The sequence below is a fragment of the Devosia sp. 1635 genome, from assembly GCF_013185955.1.
Taxonomy (GTDB): domain Bacteria; phylum Pseudomonadota; class Alphaproteobacteria; order Rhizobiales; family Devosiaceae; genus Devosia.
In genome coordinates, this window is record NZ_JABAOM010000002.1 from 459,864 (window position 1) to 477,245 (window position 17,382).

At 62.2% G+C, this 17,382-nt stretch carries 19 protein-coding genes; 11 read left to right on the top strand and 8 right to left on the bottom strand.

Translation table 11 applies throughout. The features are described 5' to 3' along the window. The first annotated feature begins 89 nt into the window (after positions 1–89). The 5 genes from HRU92_RS09090 to HRU92_RS09110 all read left to right on the top strand — a co-directional run bounded on the left by HRU92_RS09090 (position 90) and on the right by HRU92_RS09110 (position 3,349). Positions 90–689 carry a thymidine kinase gene (locus HRU92_RS09090; RefSeq protein ID WP_127753693.1) on the top strand — a complete coding sequence of 200 codons (600 nt, stop codon included), beginning with the start codon at positions 90–92 and terminating at the stop codon, positions 687–689. Continuing rightward, on the top strand, positions 686–1,081 hold the full coding sequence (locus HRU92_RS09095; RefSeq protein ID WP_172123766.1) for an acyl-CoA thioesterase: 396 nt from the start codon (positions 686–688) through the stop codon (positions 1,079–1,081). Before HRU92_RS09090 ends, HRU92_RS09095 begins: the two co-directional genes overlap by 4 nt. A gap of 96 nt (positions 1,082–1,177) precedes the next feature. Then, complete coding sequence (locus HRU92_RS09100) at positions 1,178–1,825, top strand: SH3 domain-containing protein (RefSeq protein WP_127753695.1); 648 nt, start codon at positions 1,178–1,180, stop codon at positions 1,823–1,825. Between the two features lie 136 nt (positions 1,826–1,961). Continuing rightward, positions 1,962–2,633 carry an SH3 domain-containing protein gene (locus tag HRU92_RS09105; protein WP_172123768.1) on the top strand — a complete coding sequence of 224 codons (672 nt, stop codon included), beginning with the start codon at positions 1,962–1,964 and terminating at the stop codon, positions 2,631–2,633. A 134-nt stretch (positions 2,634–2,767) separates the two neighbouring features. Then, positions 2,768–3,349 (top strand): SH3 domain-containing protein, encoded by a 582-nt coding sequence (locus HRU92_RS09110; RefSeq protein ID WP_172123770.1) that lies wholly within the window; start codon positions 2,768–2,770, stop codon positions 3,347–3,349. Between the two features lie 240 nt (positions 3,350–3,589). Here HRU92_RS09110 and HRU92_RS09115 read toward each other — a convergent pair whose 3' ends face one another. After that, the gene (locus HRU92_RS09115; protein WP_173088055.1) at positions 3,590–4,147 is read right to left on the bottom strand and encodes a DUF1003 domain-containing protein; all 558 of its coding nucleotides are present in this window, start codon (positions 4,145–4,147) and stop codon (positions 3,590–3,592) included. 456 nt (positions 4,148–4,603) lie between these two features. On the opposite strand from HRU92_RS09115, the gene uvrB reads away from it, so the two are divergent. Continuing rightward, on the top strand, positions 4,604–7,018 hold the full coding sequence (gene uvrB / locus HRU92_RS09120; RefSeq protein WP_173088234.1) for an excinuclease ABC subunit UvrB: 2,415 nt from the start codon (positions 4,604–4,606) through the stop codon (positions 7,016–7,018). A 652-nt stretch (positions 7,019–7,670) separates the two neighbouring features. Beyond that, a complete protein-coding gene (locus tag HRU92_RS09125; protein ID WP_172123774.1) occupies positions 7,671–8,003 on the top strand; it encodes a DUF1801 domain-containing protein in 333 nt (110 codons plus the stop codon). A 21-nt stretch (positions 8,004–8,024) separates the two neighbouring features. Here the strand turns inward: HRU92_RS09125 and radC are convergent, their stop codons facing one another. Both radC and HRU92_RS09135 read right to left on the bottom strand, forming a co-directional pair. After that, positions 8,025–8,621 (bottom strand): DNA repair protein RadC, encoded by a 597-nt coding sequence (gene radC / locus HRU92_RS09130; RefSeq protein ID WP_172123776.1) that lies wholly within the window; start codon positions 8,619–8,621, stop codon positions 8,025–8,027. A gap of 164 nt (positions 8,622–8,785) precedes the next feature. Then, entirely contained in the window at positions 8,786–9,478 is a 693-nt protein-coding gene (locus HRU92_RS09135; RefSeq protein ID WP_172123778.1) for a JAB domain-containing protein, read from the bottom strand. Positions 9,479–9,665: 187 nt separating this feature from the next. On the opposite strand from HRU92_RS09135, the gene HRU92_RS09140 reads away from it, so the two are divergent. After that, positions 9,666–10,013, top strand: a complete 348-nt coding sequence (locus HRU92_RS09140; protein ID WP_173088057.1) for a hypothetical protein — start codon at positions 9,666–9,668, stop codon at positions 10,011–10,013. A 508-nt stretch (positions 10,014–10,521) separates the two neighbouring features. Further along, a complete protein-coding gene (locus HRU92_RS09145; protein ID WP_173088059.1) occupies positions 10,522–11,028 on the top strand; it encodes a pyridoxamine 5'-phosphate oxidase family protein in 507 nt (168 codons plus the stop codon). Positions 11,029–11,051: 23 nt separating this feature from the next. Here the strand turns inward: HRU92_RS09145 and hemH are convergent, their stop codons facing one another. The 3 genes from hemH to HRU92_RS09160 form a co-directional block, all read right to left on the bottom strand. Continuing rightward, a complete protein-coding gene (gene hemH, locus HRU92_RS09150; RefSeq protein WP_172123784.1) occupies positions 11,052–12,074 on the bottom strand; it encodes a ferrochelatase in 1,023 nt (340 codons plus the stop codon). Between the two features lie 78 nt (positions 12,075–12,152). Further along, a complete protein-coding gene (locus tag HRU92_RS09155; RefSeq protein ID WP_210259505.1) occupies positions 12,153–13,814 on the bottom strand; it encodes a DUF1007 family protein in 1,662 nt (553 codons plus the stop codon). Beyond that, complete coding sequence (locus tag HRU92_RS09160; protein ID WP_173088062.1) at positions 13,807–14,706, bottom strand: LysR family transcriptional regulator; 900 nt, start codon at positions 14,704–14,706, stop codon at positions 13,807–13,809. The genes HRU92_RS09155 and HRU92_RS09160 overlap by 8 nt, the downstream gene beginning before the upstream one ends. A gap of 146 nt (positions 14,707–14,852) precedes the next feature. Here HRU92_RS09160 and HRU92_RS09165 point away from each other — a divergent pair, with 146 nt between their 5' ends. Both HRU92_RS09165 and HRU92_RS09170 read left to right on the top strand, forming a co-directional pair. Beyond that, positions 14,853–15,275: a MarR family winged helix-turn-helix transcriptional regulator gene (locus HRU92_RS09165; protein WP_173088064.1), complete on the top strand. Its 423-nt coding sequence runs from the start codon at positions 14,853–14,855 to the stop codon at positions 15,273–15,275. 99 nt (positions 15,276–15,374) lie between these two features. After that, positions 15,375–15,830, top strand: coding sequence for an SH3 domain-containing protein (locus HRU92_RS09170; protein ID WP_172123790.1), 456 nt, complete (start codon positions 15,375–15,377; stop codon positions 15,828–15,830). Between the two features lie 35 nt (positions 15,831–15,865). Here HRU92_RS09170 and HRU92_RS09175 read toward each other — a convergent pair whose 3' ends face one another. Both HRU92_RS09175 and HRU92_RS09180 read right to left on the bottom strand, forming a co-directional pair. Then, positions 15,866–16,306 carry a hypothetical protein gene (locus tag HRU92_RS09175; protein WP_172123792.1) on the bottom strand — a complete coding sequence of 147 codons (441 nt, stop codon included), beginning with the start codon at positions 16,304–16,306 and terminating at the stop codon, positions 15,866–15,868. A 19-nt stretch (positions 16,307–16,325) separates the two neighbouring features. Continuing rightward, positions 16,326–17,246 (bottom strand): DMT family transporter, encoded by a 921-nt coding sequence (locus HRU92_RS09180; RefSeq protein ID WP_172123794.1) that lies wholly within the window; start codon positions 17,244–17,246, stop codon positions 16,326–16,328. Between the last annotated feature and the right edge of the window lie 136 nt (positions 17,247–17,382).

Genomic DNA, 17,382 nt, shown 5'->3' on the forward strand with positions numbered 1-17,382 from the left:
GCGCAACCCCTCCCGACCGCCAGCAGTTTGTTGTGGACCACCCGGTGTTTCCCCTCGCACCCCCGGGCCCGCTCCGGCACAACCAGCCCATGGCCAAGCTTTATTTCTCCTATTCCGCAATGAATGCGGGCAAATCCACGCTCCTGCTTCAGGCGGCCTATAACTATCGCGAGCGCGGCATGAACGCGCTGCTGTTCACCTCCGGGCTTTACGCCAGTGATGGCGTCGGGCGGATCAGTTCGCGCATCGGCATCTCCGAAGCTGCCGCGCTTTATACCGACGCCGACGATCTCTATCTCGCCATCCACGACGCCACCGAGATCGCCAAGGTCGATTGCGTCTTTGTCGATGAAGCCCAGTTCCTCTCCCCCGAACAGGTCTGGCAACTCGCCCGCGTCGCCGATCGCCTGCGCATTCCGGTGATGTGCTTTGGCCTGCGCACCGATTTCCAGGGCAAGCTCTTTCCCGGCTCGGCCGAACTGCTGGCGATCGCCGATATCCTGCGCGAGATCCGCACCATCTGCTCCTGCGGCCGCAAGGCCACCATGGTGGTGCGTCAAGACCCCTCCGGCCGGGTCCTCACCGCCGGCGACCAGGTCGCCATCGAAAAGTCCGTTTATCTCTCCCTCTGCCGCATGCACTGGGAAGAAGCCGTTGGCCGCTGGCCCGTGAAAGGACCCTCCTCATGATCCCTGTCCAAACCACCCCCGCCACCGAGCCCTCGGGCGCCCTCACCATCCGCACCCTCGCCATGCCGGCCGATGCCAATCCCGCCGGCGATATCTTTGGCGGCTGGGTGATGAGCCAGATGGATATCGCCGGCGCCATCGCCGCTGTAGAACGCGTCGGCGGCCGCGTCGTCACCGTTGCAGTCGAAGCCATGACCTTTATCGCCCCGGTCAAGGTCGGGGATATCCTGTGCGTCTACACCGCCGTTGACCGCGTCGGCACCACTTCGGTCACCATCGCCATCGAAGCCTGGGCCCGGCGCGAGCGGCGCGATGATCGCGTCAAGGTCACCCAGGGCCACTTTGTTTACGTCGCCATGGGCGAAGACGGCCGCAAGCGCACCATTACCTGACTTTTTTCGAACCGGATCGTTCAGCCAGCATTCAGTTGCCATCGGGTCTTATGGACCACGCCGGCCCCAAGCGCCGGCAAGCAAGGGGAGCCCTCGATGAAGTCTGTTCGCCTCGGATTGATCACCACCTTCGCCGCCGTGCTGGCCGGCACTATTGCAGCTGCCGCCGCCCCGGCCAGCGTTTCAACCAATGTCAATGTTCGCTCTGGCCCCAGCACGCAGCATCCCGTGGTTGGTTCTCTCTTTGCCAACAACACCGTAGATGTTGGCCAGTGCAGCGCCGGCTGGTGCCAGATCTCGGCCGGGCATGTTGCCGGCTGGGTCTCGAGCGACTTCGTCGTTATTGGTCGGCAGGCCCAGGCGCAGGTCGCGCCCCGTGGCAATGGCTTTGGCGAACCCGGCTTTGATCTGGAATTCAACTTCGGCGGTCCTGGCCGTCCCTTCCCGCCCCCCCCGCCAGCGCCACCGGCACCCCCGGTCTACGATGATGAGGAAGCCGGCGCCTGCTTTTATACCCGCCCCGATTTCCGCGGTGAGCAGTTCTGCGTCACCGAAGGCGAAACCTATGACTACCTGCCGGGCCTCTGGGACGACAGCTTCCGCTCGGTCGAAATCTATGGCGGCGCCCGGGTGGATGTGTGCCGGGACGAAGAGCTTTCAGGCGCTTGCGCCACGCTGCGGCGCGACACTGCCCGGCTGCCGCGCGAACTCGACCGCCGCATCTCCTCTCTGGACGTTTACTAAGGTCTAAAGAGCATCAGAGTCTTCGTGCCGGCCCGGAACCGTTTGTTTCCATCATCGTTTGATCAACAACAACAACAGCGTCACTGCCGATCGGCCAAATACGGTTGTCGGCCAAGAATATAACAGGAGTTCAAGGATGAACCGCTACAACCGCAAGCTGCTGAAAACCGCGGCTACGGGTATTGCCGTCGCAGCCACCGCCGTGATCGTGTTCCTGCCCGCAGCTGCCCAGGCAGCTCCCGGTACCGTGACGAGCAACATCAATGTGCGTTCGGGCCCTGGCGGCAATTATGGGGTAGTGGACACCGTGCGCGCCGGCACCAATGTGGATGTGCAGCAGTGTGAAGGCTCCTGGTGCTATATCGCCAAGCCCGGCCCGGATGGTTGGGTTTCGGCTCAGTATCTGAGCGCAGGGGGTCGTCCCGTCAATTCCGGCCAGCCCGGCCTGTCCTTCGGCTTCTCCACCGGCCCCGGTGGCCCACAGATCAATATCGGCGTTGGCAATGAAGGCCGCAATCCTCCTGGCCGTCCCCGCCCACCTGCCCCGCCCGTGTATGAGGAAGAGATCGCCGAGGTCTGCTTCTATGATCGCACCCGCTTCCGCGGCGAAAGCCAGTGCCTTGAGGAAGGCGAAAGCGTGCGCAATTTGGGCGGCTTTGCCGACCGCATCTCTTCGATCGACAATCCCGATGGCCTGCGGGTTCAGGTTTGCGCTGAGGTGAACTTCCGCAATTGCCGCACCTATACCACCAGCGCTTCTTCGCTCGGTGACTACGACGACTATATCGCCTCGATCCGCGTGCGCTGATCCCAGGCGGCAGCCATTCCCGGGCGCCATCCAACGATGGCGCCCTTTTTCACATCCAGGATTCCGATAAACCTTGGCCTTGGCCCAGTGCCGCGCTAGTGTCCCCCCGCCCAGCCTTGTTGTGGAACAGCGTCATGCCTTATCTTCTTCGCACTCTCGTTTTCCTCGCCATTGCTGGCGTCTCGCTGGTCACGGGCGCTCTGCCCACGCTCGCCGCCTCCGAATCGGGCAGCCTTGCCTGGACCACCAAGCCCGCAACCCTCCACCAGGGTCCCGGCCGCGAATATCCCATTCTGGGGCAGATCCCGGCCGAACAGCGCATCAAGGTGCTGCGCTGCCAGAAGGTGTGGTGCATGATCGATGGTCCTGGCGGTCGCGGTTGGACCTCGATCCACGCCGTCGATTTCGGCAAGGACCCCCGCGGCATCGAGTGGAACGAATGGACCTTTGAGCGCCCCGCGCCCAAGCAGGTCTGCTTTTACGAGGGCGAGAATTATACCGGCGGCGCGCTCTGCCTCGACCCCGGCACCAAGATCGAAGACCTGCTGCTGATTGGCGCCGACAACCGTTATTCCTCCGTGCGCATCGAAGGCAAAGTCGCCGTCGCCGCCTGCCGCGACCGCTTCTTCCAGAGCTATTGCGAACGCATCACCCACAGCCAGCCCCGCCTCGACCAATACCTCAACAAGGCCCTCTCCTCGATCGAAGTCTACTAACCGCGCGAGCCGCGCTGGCTCCAAGGCCGATGCATCGGGCTCTGCCCTCCCTCCCCCTTGAGGGGAGGGCCGGGGTGGGGGGCCCTCGATTCCATCACCGATCTCCGACCCTCCACTAGAAGTCGCGGCGCACCGGCCCAACCGTGCCCCACCTGACGACCCCCTCCCTCAATCCCTCCCCTCAAGGGGGAGGGAAGCACCAGCCGACGTCCTGCACGAGCTGACAAAACCCCAAAAACCTCACACCTCCGCCTTCTCCTCCGCATCCGCGATCCGATCCATCACCGCTTCGGGCGACACATCCCGCTCGAGCTCGCTGAGCTCGTCATCGGCCTCCGTATGGATATCGAGCTTGCGGGCAATCGCACTCACCAGCTCGATCAGCCGGGTGGTTTCATGCTCGTTGAGCAGACTCACCTGCAGGTCGAGATCGGCCCGGATATTGTCCTCCGCCGCCATCCGGTTCTGATTGATCAGCACGAAGGTGCTGAGGAAAATCGCCTCGACCGACGCTTCCATCGCCAGCACCACCAACGATGGGTCCCAGGGCGGGATGATCGGCAACCATCCCACATTAATGCCGATCCAGAGCCCAAAAAACACGATATGGATATAAACAAACATCATCGAGCCGGCGAATTTGCTGATCGCCGCCGCGGCCCGTTCCTCGAGCGAGGCCGAGCGCGCGCTTTCGCGCCGCCGCTCCATGATGGCATCGATATTGCGCGTCAGCGCGGGGTTTAATCCCTCGGCGGCCTTTTTGGTCGGGCTATTCGCCTCGGGCTGGTTTTGGCTCATCTGCTCGAACTCCGTTGTCGCCGCCACAACGGCCAGCCCTGCCCTTTGTTCATCGGGGCAACCGGCATCAACACTGCGTGCTCCTGCCACCTGCTGTCAGCACCCCCGTTCCGTCTCCGTTCGCGACCTGCTAAGACGGGGAACGTTGCAATTTGCGGCACCGTTTCCCACATCAGGTGCCTTCCCGAGCATTGGTGTCTTATGGCCGACAAGTCCGCACGTCCCGGCAAAGCCGAATTTTCCATCGACGACTTCCTGGGCGAGATCGAAAAGGCCGAGGACCTCGCCGCCAGCAAACCCCTCTACGCCGAGCGCATGCGCAACAAGCGCGCGCTTGATCGCGCCGATCAGGCCGCCGCCGCTGCCGCTGAGGACGCCGCCAGGGAAGCGGCCAAACCAAAAACCGCGCTCGAAAAGCGGCGCACCACCAAGTCCTCGCACGACACCGTCACCGGCATGTCGCCCAAGACGGGCAAGACCAAGATCAATTCCGTCGTCCGCCCCGATTTCTCCGGCATGGGCGAAGCCCCCCAGGCCGGCTTTGGCCACGTCCCCTCCGCCAAGGCGCTGAGCGCCCGCAAGCTCACCGGCGCCCCTCATCCTGAGGAGGCGCAAAGCGCCGTCTCGAAGGACGCCGATCCCGACGCCACCGCCGAAATCCGCGCGGCCCTGACCGCCGCCACCAAGAAGGCCAAGGCGAAAAAGAACGAGGACGTCTCCAACGCTCAGACCGTGGGCGTCACCGCCACCGTCAAGGCGCTCGAACAGATCATCCTGCATGGCCGCAAGGAAGTGGAAGGCTCCTCCCCCTGGATGCCCCACAAGGCGCAGAACCGCCTCGAAAAACGCGCGCCCCGCCGCCCCTTCCGCATGGTCACCGACTACCAGCCCGCCGGCGACCAGCCCACCGCCATTGCCGAACTGGTGGAAGGCATCGAGAACGGCGAAACCGACCAGGTCCTCCTCGGCGTCACCGGTTCGGGCAAGACCTTCACCGCCGCCCAGGTGATCGCGCGCACCAATCGCCCGGCGCTGATCCTCGCGCCCAACAAGACCCTCGCCGCCCAGCTCTATGGCGAGTTCAAGTCGTTCTTCCCCGACAACGCCGTCGAATATTTCGTGTCCTATTACGACTACTACCAGCCCGAGGCCTATGTGCCGCGCACGGACACCTATATCGAAAAGGAATCCACCATCAACGAGCAGATCGACCGCATGCGCCACTCGGCGACCCGGGCGATCCTCGAGCGCGACGACGTCATCATCATCTCCTCGGTCTCGTGCATCTACGGCATCGGCTCGGTGGAAGACTACACCGCCATGACCATCGATGTGCAAAAGGGCGAAAAGATCGACCAGCGCGAGCTGCTCGCCAAGCTCGTCGCCCTGCAATACAAGCGCGGCGACACCGGCTTTGTGCGCGGCACCTTCCGGGTGCGCGGCGACACGGTCGAACTCTTCCCCGCCCACTATGAAGCCGCTGCCTGGCGCATTACCCTCTTTGGCAACGAGATCGAATCCATCACCGAATTCGATCCCCTCACCGGCAAGAAGTCGGCCGACCTCACCTTCATCCGCGTCTTCGCCAACAGCCACCACGTGACGCCGCGCACCACCATGAACCAGGCGATCAAGCTGATCCGCGCCGAGCTCAATGCGCGCCTGCAGGAGCTCAACGGCGCCGGCCGGTTCCTCGAAGCCCAGCGCCTCGAGCAGCGCACGCTCTTTGATCTCGAGATGATGGAAGCCACCGGCTCTTGCGCCGGCATCGAGAACTATTCGCGCTACTTCTCGGGCCGCAAGCCCGGCGAGCCGCCCCCGACCCTCTTCGAATATCTCCCCGACAACGCCCTCGTTTTTGTCGACGAATCCCACGTCACCATCGGCCAGCTCGGCGCCATGTATCGCGGAGACCTCCGGCGCAAGGCGACGCTGGCCGAATATGGCTTCCGCCTACCCTCCTGCATGGACAACCGCCCGCTCCGCTTCGAGGAGTGGAACGCCATGCGCCCGCAATCGGTCTATGTTTCGGCCACGCCCGGCTCCTGGGAAATGGACCAGACCGGGGGCGTTTTTGCCGAACAGGTGATCCGCCCCACCGGCCTCATCGATCCGCCCGTCGAAATCCGCCCGGCCAAAACCCAGGTCGATGACGTCATCGACGAAATTCGCCAGGTCAGCAAAACCGGCTACCGCACGCTCTGCACCGTCCTCACCAAGAAAATGGCCGAGGACCTCACCGAATACATGCACGAACAGGGCATCCGCGTGCGCTACATGCACTCGGACATCGACACCATCGAGCGCATCGAGATCATCCGCGACCTGCGCCTCGGCGCCTTCGACGTCCTTGTCGGCATCAACCTCCTGCGCGAAGGCCTCGACATTCCCGAATGCGGCCTTGTCACCATTCTCGATGCGGACAAGGAAGGCTTTCTGCGCTCCGAAACCTCGCTGATCCAGACCATCGGCCGCGCCGCGCGCAATGTCGACGGGCGGGTGATCCTTTACGCCGACAACATCACCGGCTCCATGGAACGCGCGCTCGCCGAAACCAATCGCCGCCGCGAAAAGCAGATCGCCTATAACGAGGAACACGGCATCACGCCGCAATCGGTGCGCTCCAACATCCACGACATCGTCGACAGCGTCTACGAGCGCGACCACGTCACCGTCTCGATCGGCAAGGGCCGCGACGGCAAGGAACAGCTCGCCGTGGGCGAAAACCTCGCCGCCGTCCTCAAAGACCTCGAACGCGCCATGCGCGAAGCCGCCACCAACCTCGAATTCGAAAAGGCCGCAAGGCTCAGGGACGAGATCAAGCGCCTCAAGGAAATGGAACTGGATACCCTTTCGGGCGAGGTCTCTTAGTCACCTACCGCGCGGTCTAGCTCCAGCCCCTCGGCTCCTGGCCTCCCTCCCCCTTGAGGGGAGGGCCGGGGTGGGGGTCCGTCGGCTCCTTCACCAAACTCCGAGCAGCCACCGCCAAAGAGCCCACAGCTCCCGGCACCACAGAGCCCTCCTCCACGACCCCCTCCCTCAATCCCTCCCCTCAAGGGGGAGGGAAGCCCAAACCCAGCCGCTCCTGCCCTCAACGAGAGCCCCCAATCCCATCGACTCCTGCCCTCCCTCCCCCTTGAGGGGCTTCGAGCCGTCCGCCAAAGCGGCGGATCGCTCCAGTGGAGCGATCCGAGGTGAGAAGGCCATGAGAGCTACGCTCGAATGGCCAAGGGGTGGGGGTCCGTCGGCGCCTTCACCGAACTTAGAGCAGCCCCACTGCCAAGAGATCACAGTCCCCGGCACCACCGTGCCCTCCTCCACGACCCCCTCCCTCAATCCCTCCCCTCAAGGGGGAGGGAAGCCCCAACTCATCCGCTCCTGCCAACAACGAGAGCCCCAGACCCTCGAATGGCGAAGGGTCGGGGCCCTCGCTGGCCCCGATCCCTCCCCCAAAAACCCACCCAAAACTGTCGGCCCCCAACACCCCCGCGCGTCCTATGCTGCCGAACCCGGAGCCAGGTTTATGCCCCAACCCGCCCCCGCCAGCGTCGATCTCTATCTCGCCGCCCAGCCGCCCGAGGCGCGCGCCATCCTCGAGCGCCTGCGCGCGATCATCCACCGCGCCGCGCCTGAAGTGGCGGAGTCGATCAAATACGGCATGCCGCTGTTTCGGTGGAACGAGCGCTATCTCTATCTGGGCGCCTGGAAGCACCATATCGGCCTCTACCCGATCCCGCCCCTCCCCCCGGAGCTGGAACCCGCCCTCGCCCCCTTCCGCGCCCACAAGGACACGGTGCAGTTCAGGTACACGGAGCCGGTGCCATATGAGGTGTTTGAGCGGTTGGTTGGAAACTAACTCACAGAAGAAATCTATTGGTTATGGATCAAGTAGACCAAGTTGGCCGAGTGACATCTCACCAGCTTTTCCAACAATGATGTGGTCATCCACCCTAATGTCGAAGGCAGCTGCCGCAGCAACAAGCTCCTGGGTACGCGTGACATCCGCCGACGAGGGAGAAGGATCGCCGGACGGGTGGTTATGGACTAGAATCATGCTGCGGGCGGAAAGGTCTAGAGCACGCCTAACCACCTCGCGAGGGTACACTGGCGCATGGTCCACGGTCCCCTTGTGCAATAGTTCATCGGCGATAAGCTTGCCCCAGGGGTCGATAAAGAACACTCGAAAATGTTCAACCTCCTCAAAAGCCATGGTTACGTGCAGGTAATCGCGAAGAAGCTGGCTTTGGTTCGGTACAAGGCGCTTGTCGAAGTTGATCCTACCCTGTGCCGTGCAAAGAGCGATGTCCCTGACTGCTCTCAGTAAGGCTAGAACGTCATCGGTGACACCATCCACTTCCGTGAGTCTGTTTGCAGAAGCTGAAAGGGTGGCCGGGAGGGAACCAAACCTGGACATTAGTCGGGACACCAGGGCCGAAGCGTTCACATCTGGCACAACATGCATCAGTATTTCCAAAAGCAGTCTCTCTTGCTGAGCCCCGCTCCAGAATGAACAATAACTGGCCCTAGCTGATCGCGGCATCTTGCCTCCAAAACGGCTAAAACAACAATCTCACAACCCGCGCGTATGACTTGCCGCAGGACACTAAACCTGGACTACGACCCTTCAAGCTAAGAGTTCTAGAATGATATTGGACTAGAAGACGACGGTTCCGAACTAAGAATCCCCATTTTCCGAAACGAGAGATGTTCCGAACTACCGATAATCATTCTCTCAATGACAAAGATGTTGAGCAGCCCCGCAATGGCTACCAACTTCTTAGTCAGCCGAATTTCTGCTTCTGATGGGTAGTCTACTTCTGAATTAGTTATCTGAATCAGGATCATGCTACTCGCCGAAAGCTCGAGTGCACGCCTTATAAGTTGTACAGGGGAGAACGATGAACGAGTAGCGACTTCTGCGTGCAGGATTTCATCAGCGATCAACCTCTGCCTCCTGTCGGAGAACAGAACTCTCGTTCCCCTCGTATCCCCCACTGTCATCGTTCTTTGTAGATAATCTAAAAGCTCGCTGATCGAACTCAGCCGAGGACTATTGAGTTCAATACGATTGCGAGCCATTCCCGCAGCCACTTTCTTGACGGTCTTGAGCAAGGAAGCGAGGTCACCAGTTACGCCGTTCACCTCACTTAGGCGCAAGGCAGAAGCGGACAGCGCGAGCGGGAGCGAGCCAAATCGTTCTATTATGCTTGATGCAACACTACTTGCGTCACTCACCCCTACCCCTTGCATGAGCTGCTCAAGAAGTTCTTTATGGGACATCAAACTTCGCGGGTAGTAATGCTGACTTAGTTTCTCAGTCGGTGAATGCATTCGTCACCTCCAAAACTAAGCACAAGTTATTACGTATAACTCACCCGAGCAAGTATAACCTCGCTTTAACAATGTTCTTTGTTAACTCCGCCCAGGAAGACATATTGGCCCACAGCTCGGCGGGGAGCTTATCCCCGCCTACTACCCCTTCGCTCACACTCGTGGCTCCATCACTCCGGAGCCGCCCATGCCCATTCCCGACAAAACCATCCCCTTTGCCAATCTGGCCCGCTACGAGGCCGTGCGCCCGCGCCTGCAGAACTTCGTCGCGCGGCTCAAAACCCTGGGTGAACCCGACCAGCCCGCCTCTCCAGTCGAAAAAGCCCTCGCGGCCGAGCTGATCCGGGAAACCCGTCGAACCACCTCGCGCGACGGCTTTGGCCGCGCCCTGCCCCTGCTGCAGCCCGGCGCACCGCACACCCGGGCGGCGCTGCTCGAAAAGCTGGCGGAAGCGGAAACAGCGCTCGGGGGCTTTGCGGCTCTTTATTGCCGGGGCGAGGGCGAGGACGCGCCGCGCTGGCGGCTCGACCCCTGATTTTTTTGGCCTTTGGAGGGTCGTTCAGGGCGCGGGGAAACGCGTTCACAACGCGTTCAGAACCCGTTCAGTTCGGGACCCCGGTCGTTCACTTATCCCCGCCCCTGCCAGGCCATGCGATAGTGTCTCCATTCCCGCCGAAAACACGCGGCGCCGACGAAGCGCCGGGCGGGAGGTGTGGACTGTTCGGGGTCGCCCGGACAGCCGTGGTTGTGCCGACTACCGGCCGGTTCCTGGCCCGTTTGCCCCCAAAAGATCGGGAGCGGCGGGCCGGCAAACCCCTCCCTCCGGGGAAGCCGCTCGAGGCGCTACGGTCCAAAAATCCACGCGTGCAGTGCGGTTTTGGCCTCACTCTTTTGACCACCCCGATGAGGCGAAAGCCGCACCGTGCCGTGCCTGCCCCGCTCCCAAAATCCCGCGCGGCGTCCGGCCGGGCGGCGTCCCCGCTTGCCTGCAACCCAAGCCCCCTCCGCCCCGTTCGGTTGGCAACGCAACAAGGGAGCCAAATATGGCCAACGACCAGCAGCACACCGACAAAACCCCGGACGAAGTTGAAGATCGCATCTGGGAGCTGATGAAAAAGATCGATTTTTGCATGTTCACCACCTGGAACGGCACCGAACAGCGCTCGCGGCCCCTGTCGGCGCGCGTGTTCCGCGACGAGCATGCCGTGTATTTCCTCGTGGATGCCAATGGGCACAAGAATATCGAGATCGAGCAATATCCGCAGGTGTCCTGCGCCTTTGCCGATAACTCCGGCCACAAATATGTGGCGATGAATGGCCTTGCCTTGCTCAGCAATGACCGTGCCAAGATCAAGGACCTCTGGAGCGACATGGACAAGGCCTGGTGGGACGACGAAAACGATCCCGATATCCGCCTGCTGACCGTGCGCCCCGACGGCGCCGAGCTCTGGGACAGCCCCAACCAGCTGGTCGCCACCGCCAAAATGCTCACCGCCGCCGTCACCGGCGCCAAACCCAGCTTTGGCGACAACGCCAAGGTGGATCTTTAGGCCCCAGGGCCGTTCGGGCTGGCTTACAACCAGCCCGACAATTCCCGCCGCACCATGGCCTCGATCATGTCCATGCCACCCGGCGAGTCGTTGAGGCACGGGATATAGGCAAATTCCTCGCCCCCCGCCTCCATGAAGGTTTCGCGCCCCTGCATGCTGATTTCTTCCAGCGTTTCGATGCAGTCCGCGGAAAACGCCGGCGCGAGGATGGCGATTTTTTTAATCCCCTTGCCCGGCAGCGCCGCTAAAGTCACATCCGTATAGGGCTCGAGCCACTTGGTCGGCCCGAAGCGGCTTTGGAAGGTGACCATCAGCTTTTCTTTGGGCCAGCCCAGATATTCGCGCACCAGCCGCGTCGTCTTGTAGCACTGGCAGTGATAGGGGTCGCCGCGCTCCAGATACTCCACCGGCATGCCATGGTAGGAGGTGATCACCAGGTCCGGCTCGAAGGGCAAGGCGGCGACGCCGTCGCGGATCGAATTTCCCAATGTTTCAATATACTTAGCGTCTTCGAAATAGGCCGGAGCCGTGCGCACGGCCGGCTGCCAGCGCATCTCGCCCAGCGCATCGAACGCCTTGTCATTGGCGGTCGCCGTGGTGGTCGCCGAATATTGCGGATACAGCGGCACCAGCAAGATCTTGGTGCAGCCCTGCGCCTGCAGCTTTTCGAGCACGCTCTTGGTGGAAGGATTGCCATAGCGCATGGCATAATCCACCACCACGCCCTCGCCCGACATCCGGTCGGCCAGCGCCTCGGTCTGGTTGCGCGTGATCACCCGCAGCGGGCTTTCATTGGTGCGCTGGTCCCAGATCTGGGCATAGGCATGCCCGCTTTTCTGCGGCCGGAATGAAAGGATCACGAGGTTGAGGATCGGCCACCACAACCATTTCGGCGTCTCGATCACCCGCGGATCGCTCAAGAATTCCTTGAGATAGCGCCGTACGCTCCAGTAATCGGTCGCGTCGGGCGTGCCGAGATTGAGCAGCAAGACGCCGATCTTTTGCTCTGGCACAGGCGGATGGTTGGGCGGCAGGTGATCGGACATGTCAGCCAGTTTGGAAGGATTCTAGGCTGGCGCACCATAGTTCTTCCTGCCGCGCGCGCAAGGCGGCGATGGGTCGCGCTAAAGGCTCGCCAGCAACAAAACCACCCCAAATCCCAGCACCGCAAAGGCGCCGAGCAGCTCGGCCCACCACACAATACTCACAGTAACGGGATTCTCAGCACCCCCGAGGCGTCTGGCGAGGCCTTTTGCGCCTACCGCGACGCTGGCCAATGCCGCAACCGTGATCGCCGTACCCAGCCCCATCAGGAATACAGCCGCTATGCCGGCCGCCAGCACGCCTTGCGACAGGGCAAACACCATCACCACCAGCGCCCCCGAACAGGGCCGCAACCCAACCGCCAGCACCACGGCAAGCTGTTCACGCCAGCCGCCGCTCGTTGCCTGCGGCGCTACAATATGCGCGTGCCCATGAGCAACATTGCTATGCGCGTGTGCATGCCCGTGCCCGTGCGCATGATCATGATCGTGATGATGATGATCGTGATCGTGATCGTGATCGTGATCGTGATCGTGCCCCCAGCCCAGCAGCTTGCGCAACACCAACCACAAGCCCAGCAGGGCAATCAGCGCATAGGAGCCGACGCCGATCCAGTTGGCGGCATTGCCCATGGCGAGGCTCGTCATCCCCAGCGCACCGGCAGCCACGAGCACCAATGCAACGGCCACAACCGATTGCAGCATTGCCGAAACCACGCTCAAGCGGATGCCGCGGCGCAGCTGGGTCTCGTTGGCCAGCATATAGGATGAAATCACCACCTTGCCATGCCCCGGCCCGGCTGCATGAAACACTCCATAAAGGAAACTGAGACCACCCAGCAGCCAGAATGCCGTCCAGTCGCTGCGCACAGCAGCAAGCGAGGCCGTCATGGCCTGGTAGAAGTTCCTTTGCTGCTCCTGCAGCCAGCCGAAAAAGCCGGACCGCGGCAGCGACAAGCTCGGCTCTGCGGGTGGGCCTCCAAATGGCGTGGCCGGCCGGGCCTGCGCCATGGCTTCAGCCGCCTGGACAGCGCTGGCAGGCTCAACCCCCGCGCCACCTGCTGGGCAGGTGATCCGGATCAACCCTTGCGTGCCGCGCATCGCGGCGGCGAGATCCGGTGGCAGTTCGAGCACATCGGGCCCGAGGGCGTAGAGGCGCTCCTCGACTGCCCGATCCATTGGCCGAGGCGGCTCGACAGCGGCAGCACAACCGGCTGGAGCGTTCTCTAGGTGCACACTGCCGGCACCGGGAACGGTGATCGCGACGTAATATTCTGGATCATAGATGCCCAATTCAAATCCGTCCCGGACCTCCTCTGGGGTTTCCGCCAGGACGGAATAGCTGAGGGTCGTTTTGCCGTCCGCATAAACCATGCGCTGGTCGCCCGCGGCCTCCCAGGCCATGGGCGCATCCTGCGCGCCGGCAAAGGTGTAAAACCCGAATTCCGCGAGTCCAGCCAGGTTCTCGTCGGCAAGCTCCTGCAACTCCTCCGGACTGGTAACCCCATCACCATCGGTGTCGAGGCCTTGAACTACCCAGCTGGAGAAAGCGGCATCAAAGGTCCAGTCGTGGCGCAAACCCGACACGGCGCCATTGCCATCAAAGACAATGGTGACTTGGGCGTCGATGAAAATATGGGGATGCGCGGCCGCCGGTATTGCGCCGATCAGCACCAGGCTGGCTGAGGCCAGAAGGCGTTTGACGGTGCGGCGAATGGTGGGCACGTTCATAAGATCAGGCAATAGGGTGAACCGCAAACCAGTCTACCAAGTGGTCGATTAGGGCGCGCACCTTGCCCGCCAAATGCCGGCGATGCGGATAGACCGCTTGCAGTGTCTGCCCGGTGGGCAGAAATTCAGTCAGCACGGGCGTCAATTCCCCTTTGGCCACGACCGGGTCGGCCAGATAAGAAGGCAGCACAACAAAACCAAGGCCCATCGTGGCCGCTCGTCGCGCCGCCAAGGGTGAGTTGACCCGCAGCGGCCCGGTCACTGGCACCGATATGGTCCGCCCCTCTTCGGTGAAGCGCCAGTTCGATTGCCCCTGCAGGTTTACGTCAACGATGCAGGGCAGCTTGCGCAGATCCTCAGGATGTTGTGGCGTGCCGTGGCTCTTGAGCAGCGCCGGAGCGGCGCCCACCACCACATGCATGTCAGCAATCTTGCGGGCGATCAGCGAGCTATCGGCCATAGTTGAGATGCGCAGTGCAACGTCGATGCCTTCGTCAACAAGGTCGACATAGCGGTCCTCCAGCCGCAAATCGAGCGTCACCTTGGGGCACTTGAGGAGATAGGAAAAGATCGCGGGAGCCAGCGTATCTTCGCCGAAGTTGCGCGGCGCCGACACGCGCAGCATGCCGCGGGGCTCGGCGGTCTGGTCGGTGATGGTTGCGTCGAGCTCGTCCAGCTGTTGCAGCAGCGCGCTGGCTTCCCGGTAATAAGCTTCGCCAGCTTCGGTGAGGCTGAGCTTGCGTGTGGTTCGGTTCATCAGCCGGACGCCGAGGTAATCCTCAAGATCAGTGACATATTTGGACAGCAGTGCCTTGGAGCGTCCATGCTCTCGCGCTGCCGAAGAGAAGCCGCCGGCGTCGAACACCTGCACGAAGGCACGAATGCGGGCGAGATCTTGGGTCATGGGCTCCGAACGCACACAGCAGGCTCGGATGTCGGCATAAACTATCCGGTACAAGCGAACAACAAGCCGTCTTGGCCGTTGCACGATTAACGATAGGATGCTTGCTTGTTCGACGTATCCAAGGAGTTCGGACTATTTTCCCACTCATGGCCAAACCCACATCCAGTTCCACGCTGTACCGGCTCATCGAAGCGGGTCAGTTGGCGCATAAAGCCTTACTGACTCCGTTGCTGGAACGCGGATTGGAGCCGGGGGATGACGCCGTGCTCTTTATTCTCGGACGGGCAGCGACGCTCGAAAGCGATCTTGCCAGCGAACTAGGGTTGGACGAAGCCAGCCTGGCTCCTCGCCTGCGCCGGTTGATCGAGCGCGAGCTTGTCGGCCAGCAGGCGGTCGGGCCGGAGCTGGCAGTTGGGGTCGCCTTGACCGAGCGTGGGATCCGGATCCGCAACAATCTCGCCGACCACTGGGCCCAGCTCGAGGAAGCGCTGATCGGTGAGCTCAAGCCCAAGCAGCGCAAGAAGCTGGCCAACACACTTAAGCGCTTCGTTGAGCTGCTGACCCTCTAAGCTACCAAGATGACTGCGGTATTCAGCTTGGGTTCATCGGCAATGGTGTTCTCTGCCGCCATCGGCAGGTGATGCCGGACGACAAGAGGAGTGGAGCAAATGGCCTTAAACAAGAAGCTCTTGGCTAGCGGTTTCGCTGCTTTGGCGCTGCTGGGAACCACGGTAGCAGCTTCCGCAGCCCCCGCATTTGCCAGCGCCAATGTGAATGTGCGCTCGGGCCCTGGCACCGGCTATGCCGCAGTAGACAGCCTGCAGCGCGGTCAGCCGGTGGATATCGATTACTGCCGAGGTAGCTGGTGCTATGTAACCAAGCCCGGTCCAGATGGGTGGGTTTCCGCCAGCTACCTGGAACGCGGCCGCGATCGGGGCCCTGGCTGGGATGATCGTGGCTGGGACCGCCCGCGCGGGTGGAATCCTCCCCCGCCGCCCCGCTGGCACCCGCCCCGTCCGCCGCGTCACTATGACGACTATCGGCCCTATCGGGTGTACCCAGCCGAGCCGGACGCAAGCTTCTGCTTCAACGGCCCCAATGGTTACTTCTGCGCCGGCAGCTAGCCCGGCTGGAGCGCCGCCCCTAGGCGGCGCTCCTTTTACTCGACTCGCAAGCGCTCCACATCGATCCCATGCCGCTCCAGCGGCTCGCGCATGCGTCGCGACAGGAACTCGTTGAGACCATAGACGGCGAGCGCACCCACCCCGAGAGCGATGGCAAAGCCCCGCAGTCCGTCCTGGTTGGCTGCAACAATGGCACAAAACAGCGAAGCGCCCGCGACACCTAGCAGCGTCCAGCCCTTGCGCTCGCCCGCCACCCGCAGATTGCGGGCGCCGGAGTGCAGGAGGTCGCGCAGCTCACTGTCGCTCATTGCCGCCAGCGTGGGGTTGCTGCGCTCGCGTCGGATGGTCTCGATATAGGCATCCACCCGCCGCAGCGTCAGCGCTTCGCGTCGGTCCGTGCCTTTGCCGCCAGCGAAGAGCTTCAGCCCGCCTCCAACAAGCAACAACACCAGCGCCAGTTCGATCAGCCAGATCATCACCCCTTCTCCTCTGCCTTCAGTCCTTGCCCGGCAAAATGGGTTCAACGGCCACCCGCTTGCGCCAGCTTTCACGCGCCATCACCACCAAGCCCGCGGCAACAATGATGGCGGCGCCCAGCAGCGAGATGAAGTCAATCATGTGCCCGAACACAAGCACCGAAAGCACAATGGCCCAGGGCAGCGAAAAGTAGTTGAACGGTTGCACAACGCTTGCGGGCGCCAGGGTCAGCGCCTGGACCATCAGCCCGTGCCCGATACAGGTAGTCGCCATGATGACGAGCACCAGCCCAACGTCTGGCCAAGCCATGGGCTGCCAGAAGAACACGCCAACTCCGCTGGACAACACTAGTCCGACAAAACCGGTATAGGCCATGCTGGTCGCCGCGCTGTCGTGCCGGCTGACCTTGCGCGTAATCACGATATAGAGCGAATACAGTGATGCTGAAGCCAGGGCATACAGCATCCCCCAGTCAAGGGGCAGGCCACCCGGGCGCACGATGATCATCGCCCCGGAAAAACCCACACCAACCGCAACAAGGCGGAAAACGCCGACCTTTTCACCCAGGATGGGAATGGCAAACAAGGTCACCATCAGCGGGTAAACCAACGAGATAGCCTGCAGTTCGGCCAAAGGGACTGACCGCAAGGCCATGGCGAAAAACCAGATCTCCACGATCAGCAGCGTGCCGCGCAGAAGCTGCCAAAGAGGCACCTTGGACGACAGCGCCTGCCGCAGGGGCGCCTGCCGCAGCACCAGCACCAGCGAGAAGGCAGCAAAGCCCCAGAACCGCAGCATCGTGGTTTGGAACGGGGAGTAGTTTTGTACCAGCACCTTGGAGATGGCATCCTGCACGCCAAACACCGCGATGGTGATGAGCGTCAGCATCATGGCTCGTCCGATTTGATCAGGCTTGGACTGGGCTATGACAGCGGACATGACGACGGCTCGCGCAAGATGGGAGCACCGCCGGCCGGCGCCTTCCGGCGTGAGCCATAGCGCAAGCGGTGAGTGCGCGCCACCGGACACTCGCCTCGCAGCTTTCCTCGCTGGCTTGTAAAATCCTGCCTACGCA

What these genes read in the sequence shown, in the direction of transcription:
- HRU92_RS09090 (WP_127753693.1), top strand. Translation starts at nt 90, where the DNA reads ATGGCCAAGCTTTATTTCTCCTATTCCGCAATGAATGCGGGCAAATCC.
- HRU92_RS09095 (WP_172123766.1), top strand. Translation starts at nt 686, where the DNA reads ATGATCCCTGTCCAAACCACCCCCGCCACCGAGCCCTCGGGCGCCCTC.
- HRU92_RS09100 (WP_127753695.1), top strand. Translation starts at nt 1,178, where the DNA reads ATGAAGTCTGTTCGCCTCGGATTGATCACCACCTTCGCCGCCGTGCTG.
- HRU92_RS09105 (WP_172123768.1), top strand. Translation starts at nt 1,962, where the DNA reads ATGAACCGCTACAACCGCAAGCTGCTGAAAACCGCGGCTACGGGTATT.
- HRU92_RS09110 (WP_172123770.1), top strand. Translation starts at nt 2,768, where the DNA reads ATGCCTTATCTTCTTCGCACTCTCGTTTTCCTCGCCATTGCTGGCGTC.
- HRU92_RS09115 (WP_173088055.1), bottom strand. Translation starts at nt 4,147, where the DNA reads ATGAGCCAAAACCAGCCCGAGGCGAATAGCCCGACCAAAAAGGCCGCC.
- uvrB (WP_173088234.1), top strand. Translation starts at nt 4,604, where the DNA reads ATGTCGCCCAAGACGGGCAAGACCAAGATCAATTCCGTCGTCCGCCCC.
- HRU92_RS09125 (WP_172123774.1), top strand. Translation starts at nt 7,671, where the DNA reads ATGCCCCAACCCGCCCCCGCCAGCGTCGATCTCTATCTCGCCGCCCAG.
- HRU92_RS09135 (WP_172123778.1), bottom strand. Translation starts at nt 9,478, where the DNA reads ATGCATTCACCGACTGAGAAACTAAGTCAGCATTACTACCCGCGAAGT.
- HRU92_RS09140 (WP_173088057.1), top strand. Translation starts at nt 9,666, where the DNA reads ATGCCCATTCCCGACAAAACCATCCCCTTTGCCAATCTGGCCCGCTAC.
- HRU92_RS09145 (WP_173088059.1), top strand. Translation starts at nt 10,522, where the DNA reads ATGGCCAACGACCAGCAGCACACCGACAAAACCCCGGACGAAGTTGAA.
- hemH (WP_172123784.1), bottom strand. Translation starts at nt 12,074, where the DNA reads ATGTCCGATCACCTGCCGCCCAACCATCCGCCTGTGCCAGAGCAAAAG.
- HRU92_RS09160 (WP_173088062.1), bottom strand. Translation starts at nt 14,706, where the DNA reads ATGACCCAAGATCTCGCCCGCATTCGTGCCTTCGTGCAGGTGTTCGAC.
- HRU92_RS09165 (WP_173088064.1), top strand. Translation starts at nt 14,853, where the DNA reads ATGGCCAAACCCACATCCAGTTCCACGCTGTACCGGCTCATCGAAGCG.
- HRU92_RS09170 (WP_172123790.1), top strand. Translation starts at nt 15,375, where the DNA reads ATGGCCTTAAACAAGAAGCTCTTGGCTAGCGGTTTCGCTGCTTTGGCG.
- HRU92_RS09175 (WP_172123792.1), bottom strand. Translation starts at nt 16,306, where the DNA reads ATGATCTGGCTGATCGAACTGGCGCTGGTGTTGTTGCTTGTTGGAGGC.
- HRU92_RS09180 (WP_172123794.1), bottom strand. Translation starts at nt 17,246, where the DNA reads ATGTCCGCTGTCATAGCCCAGTCCAAGCCTGATCAAATCGGACGAGCC.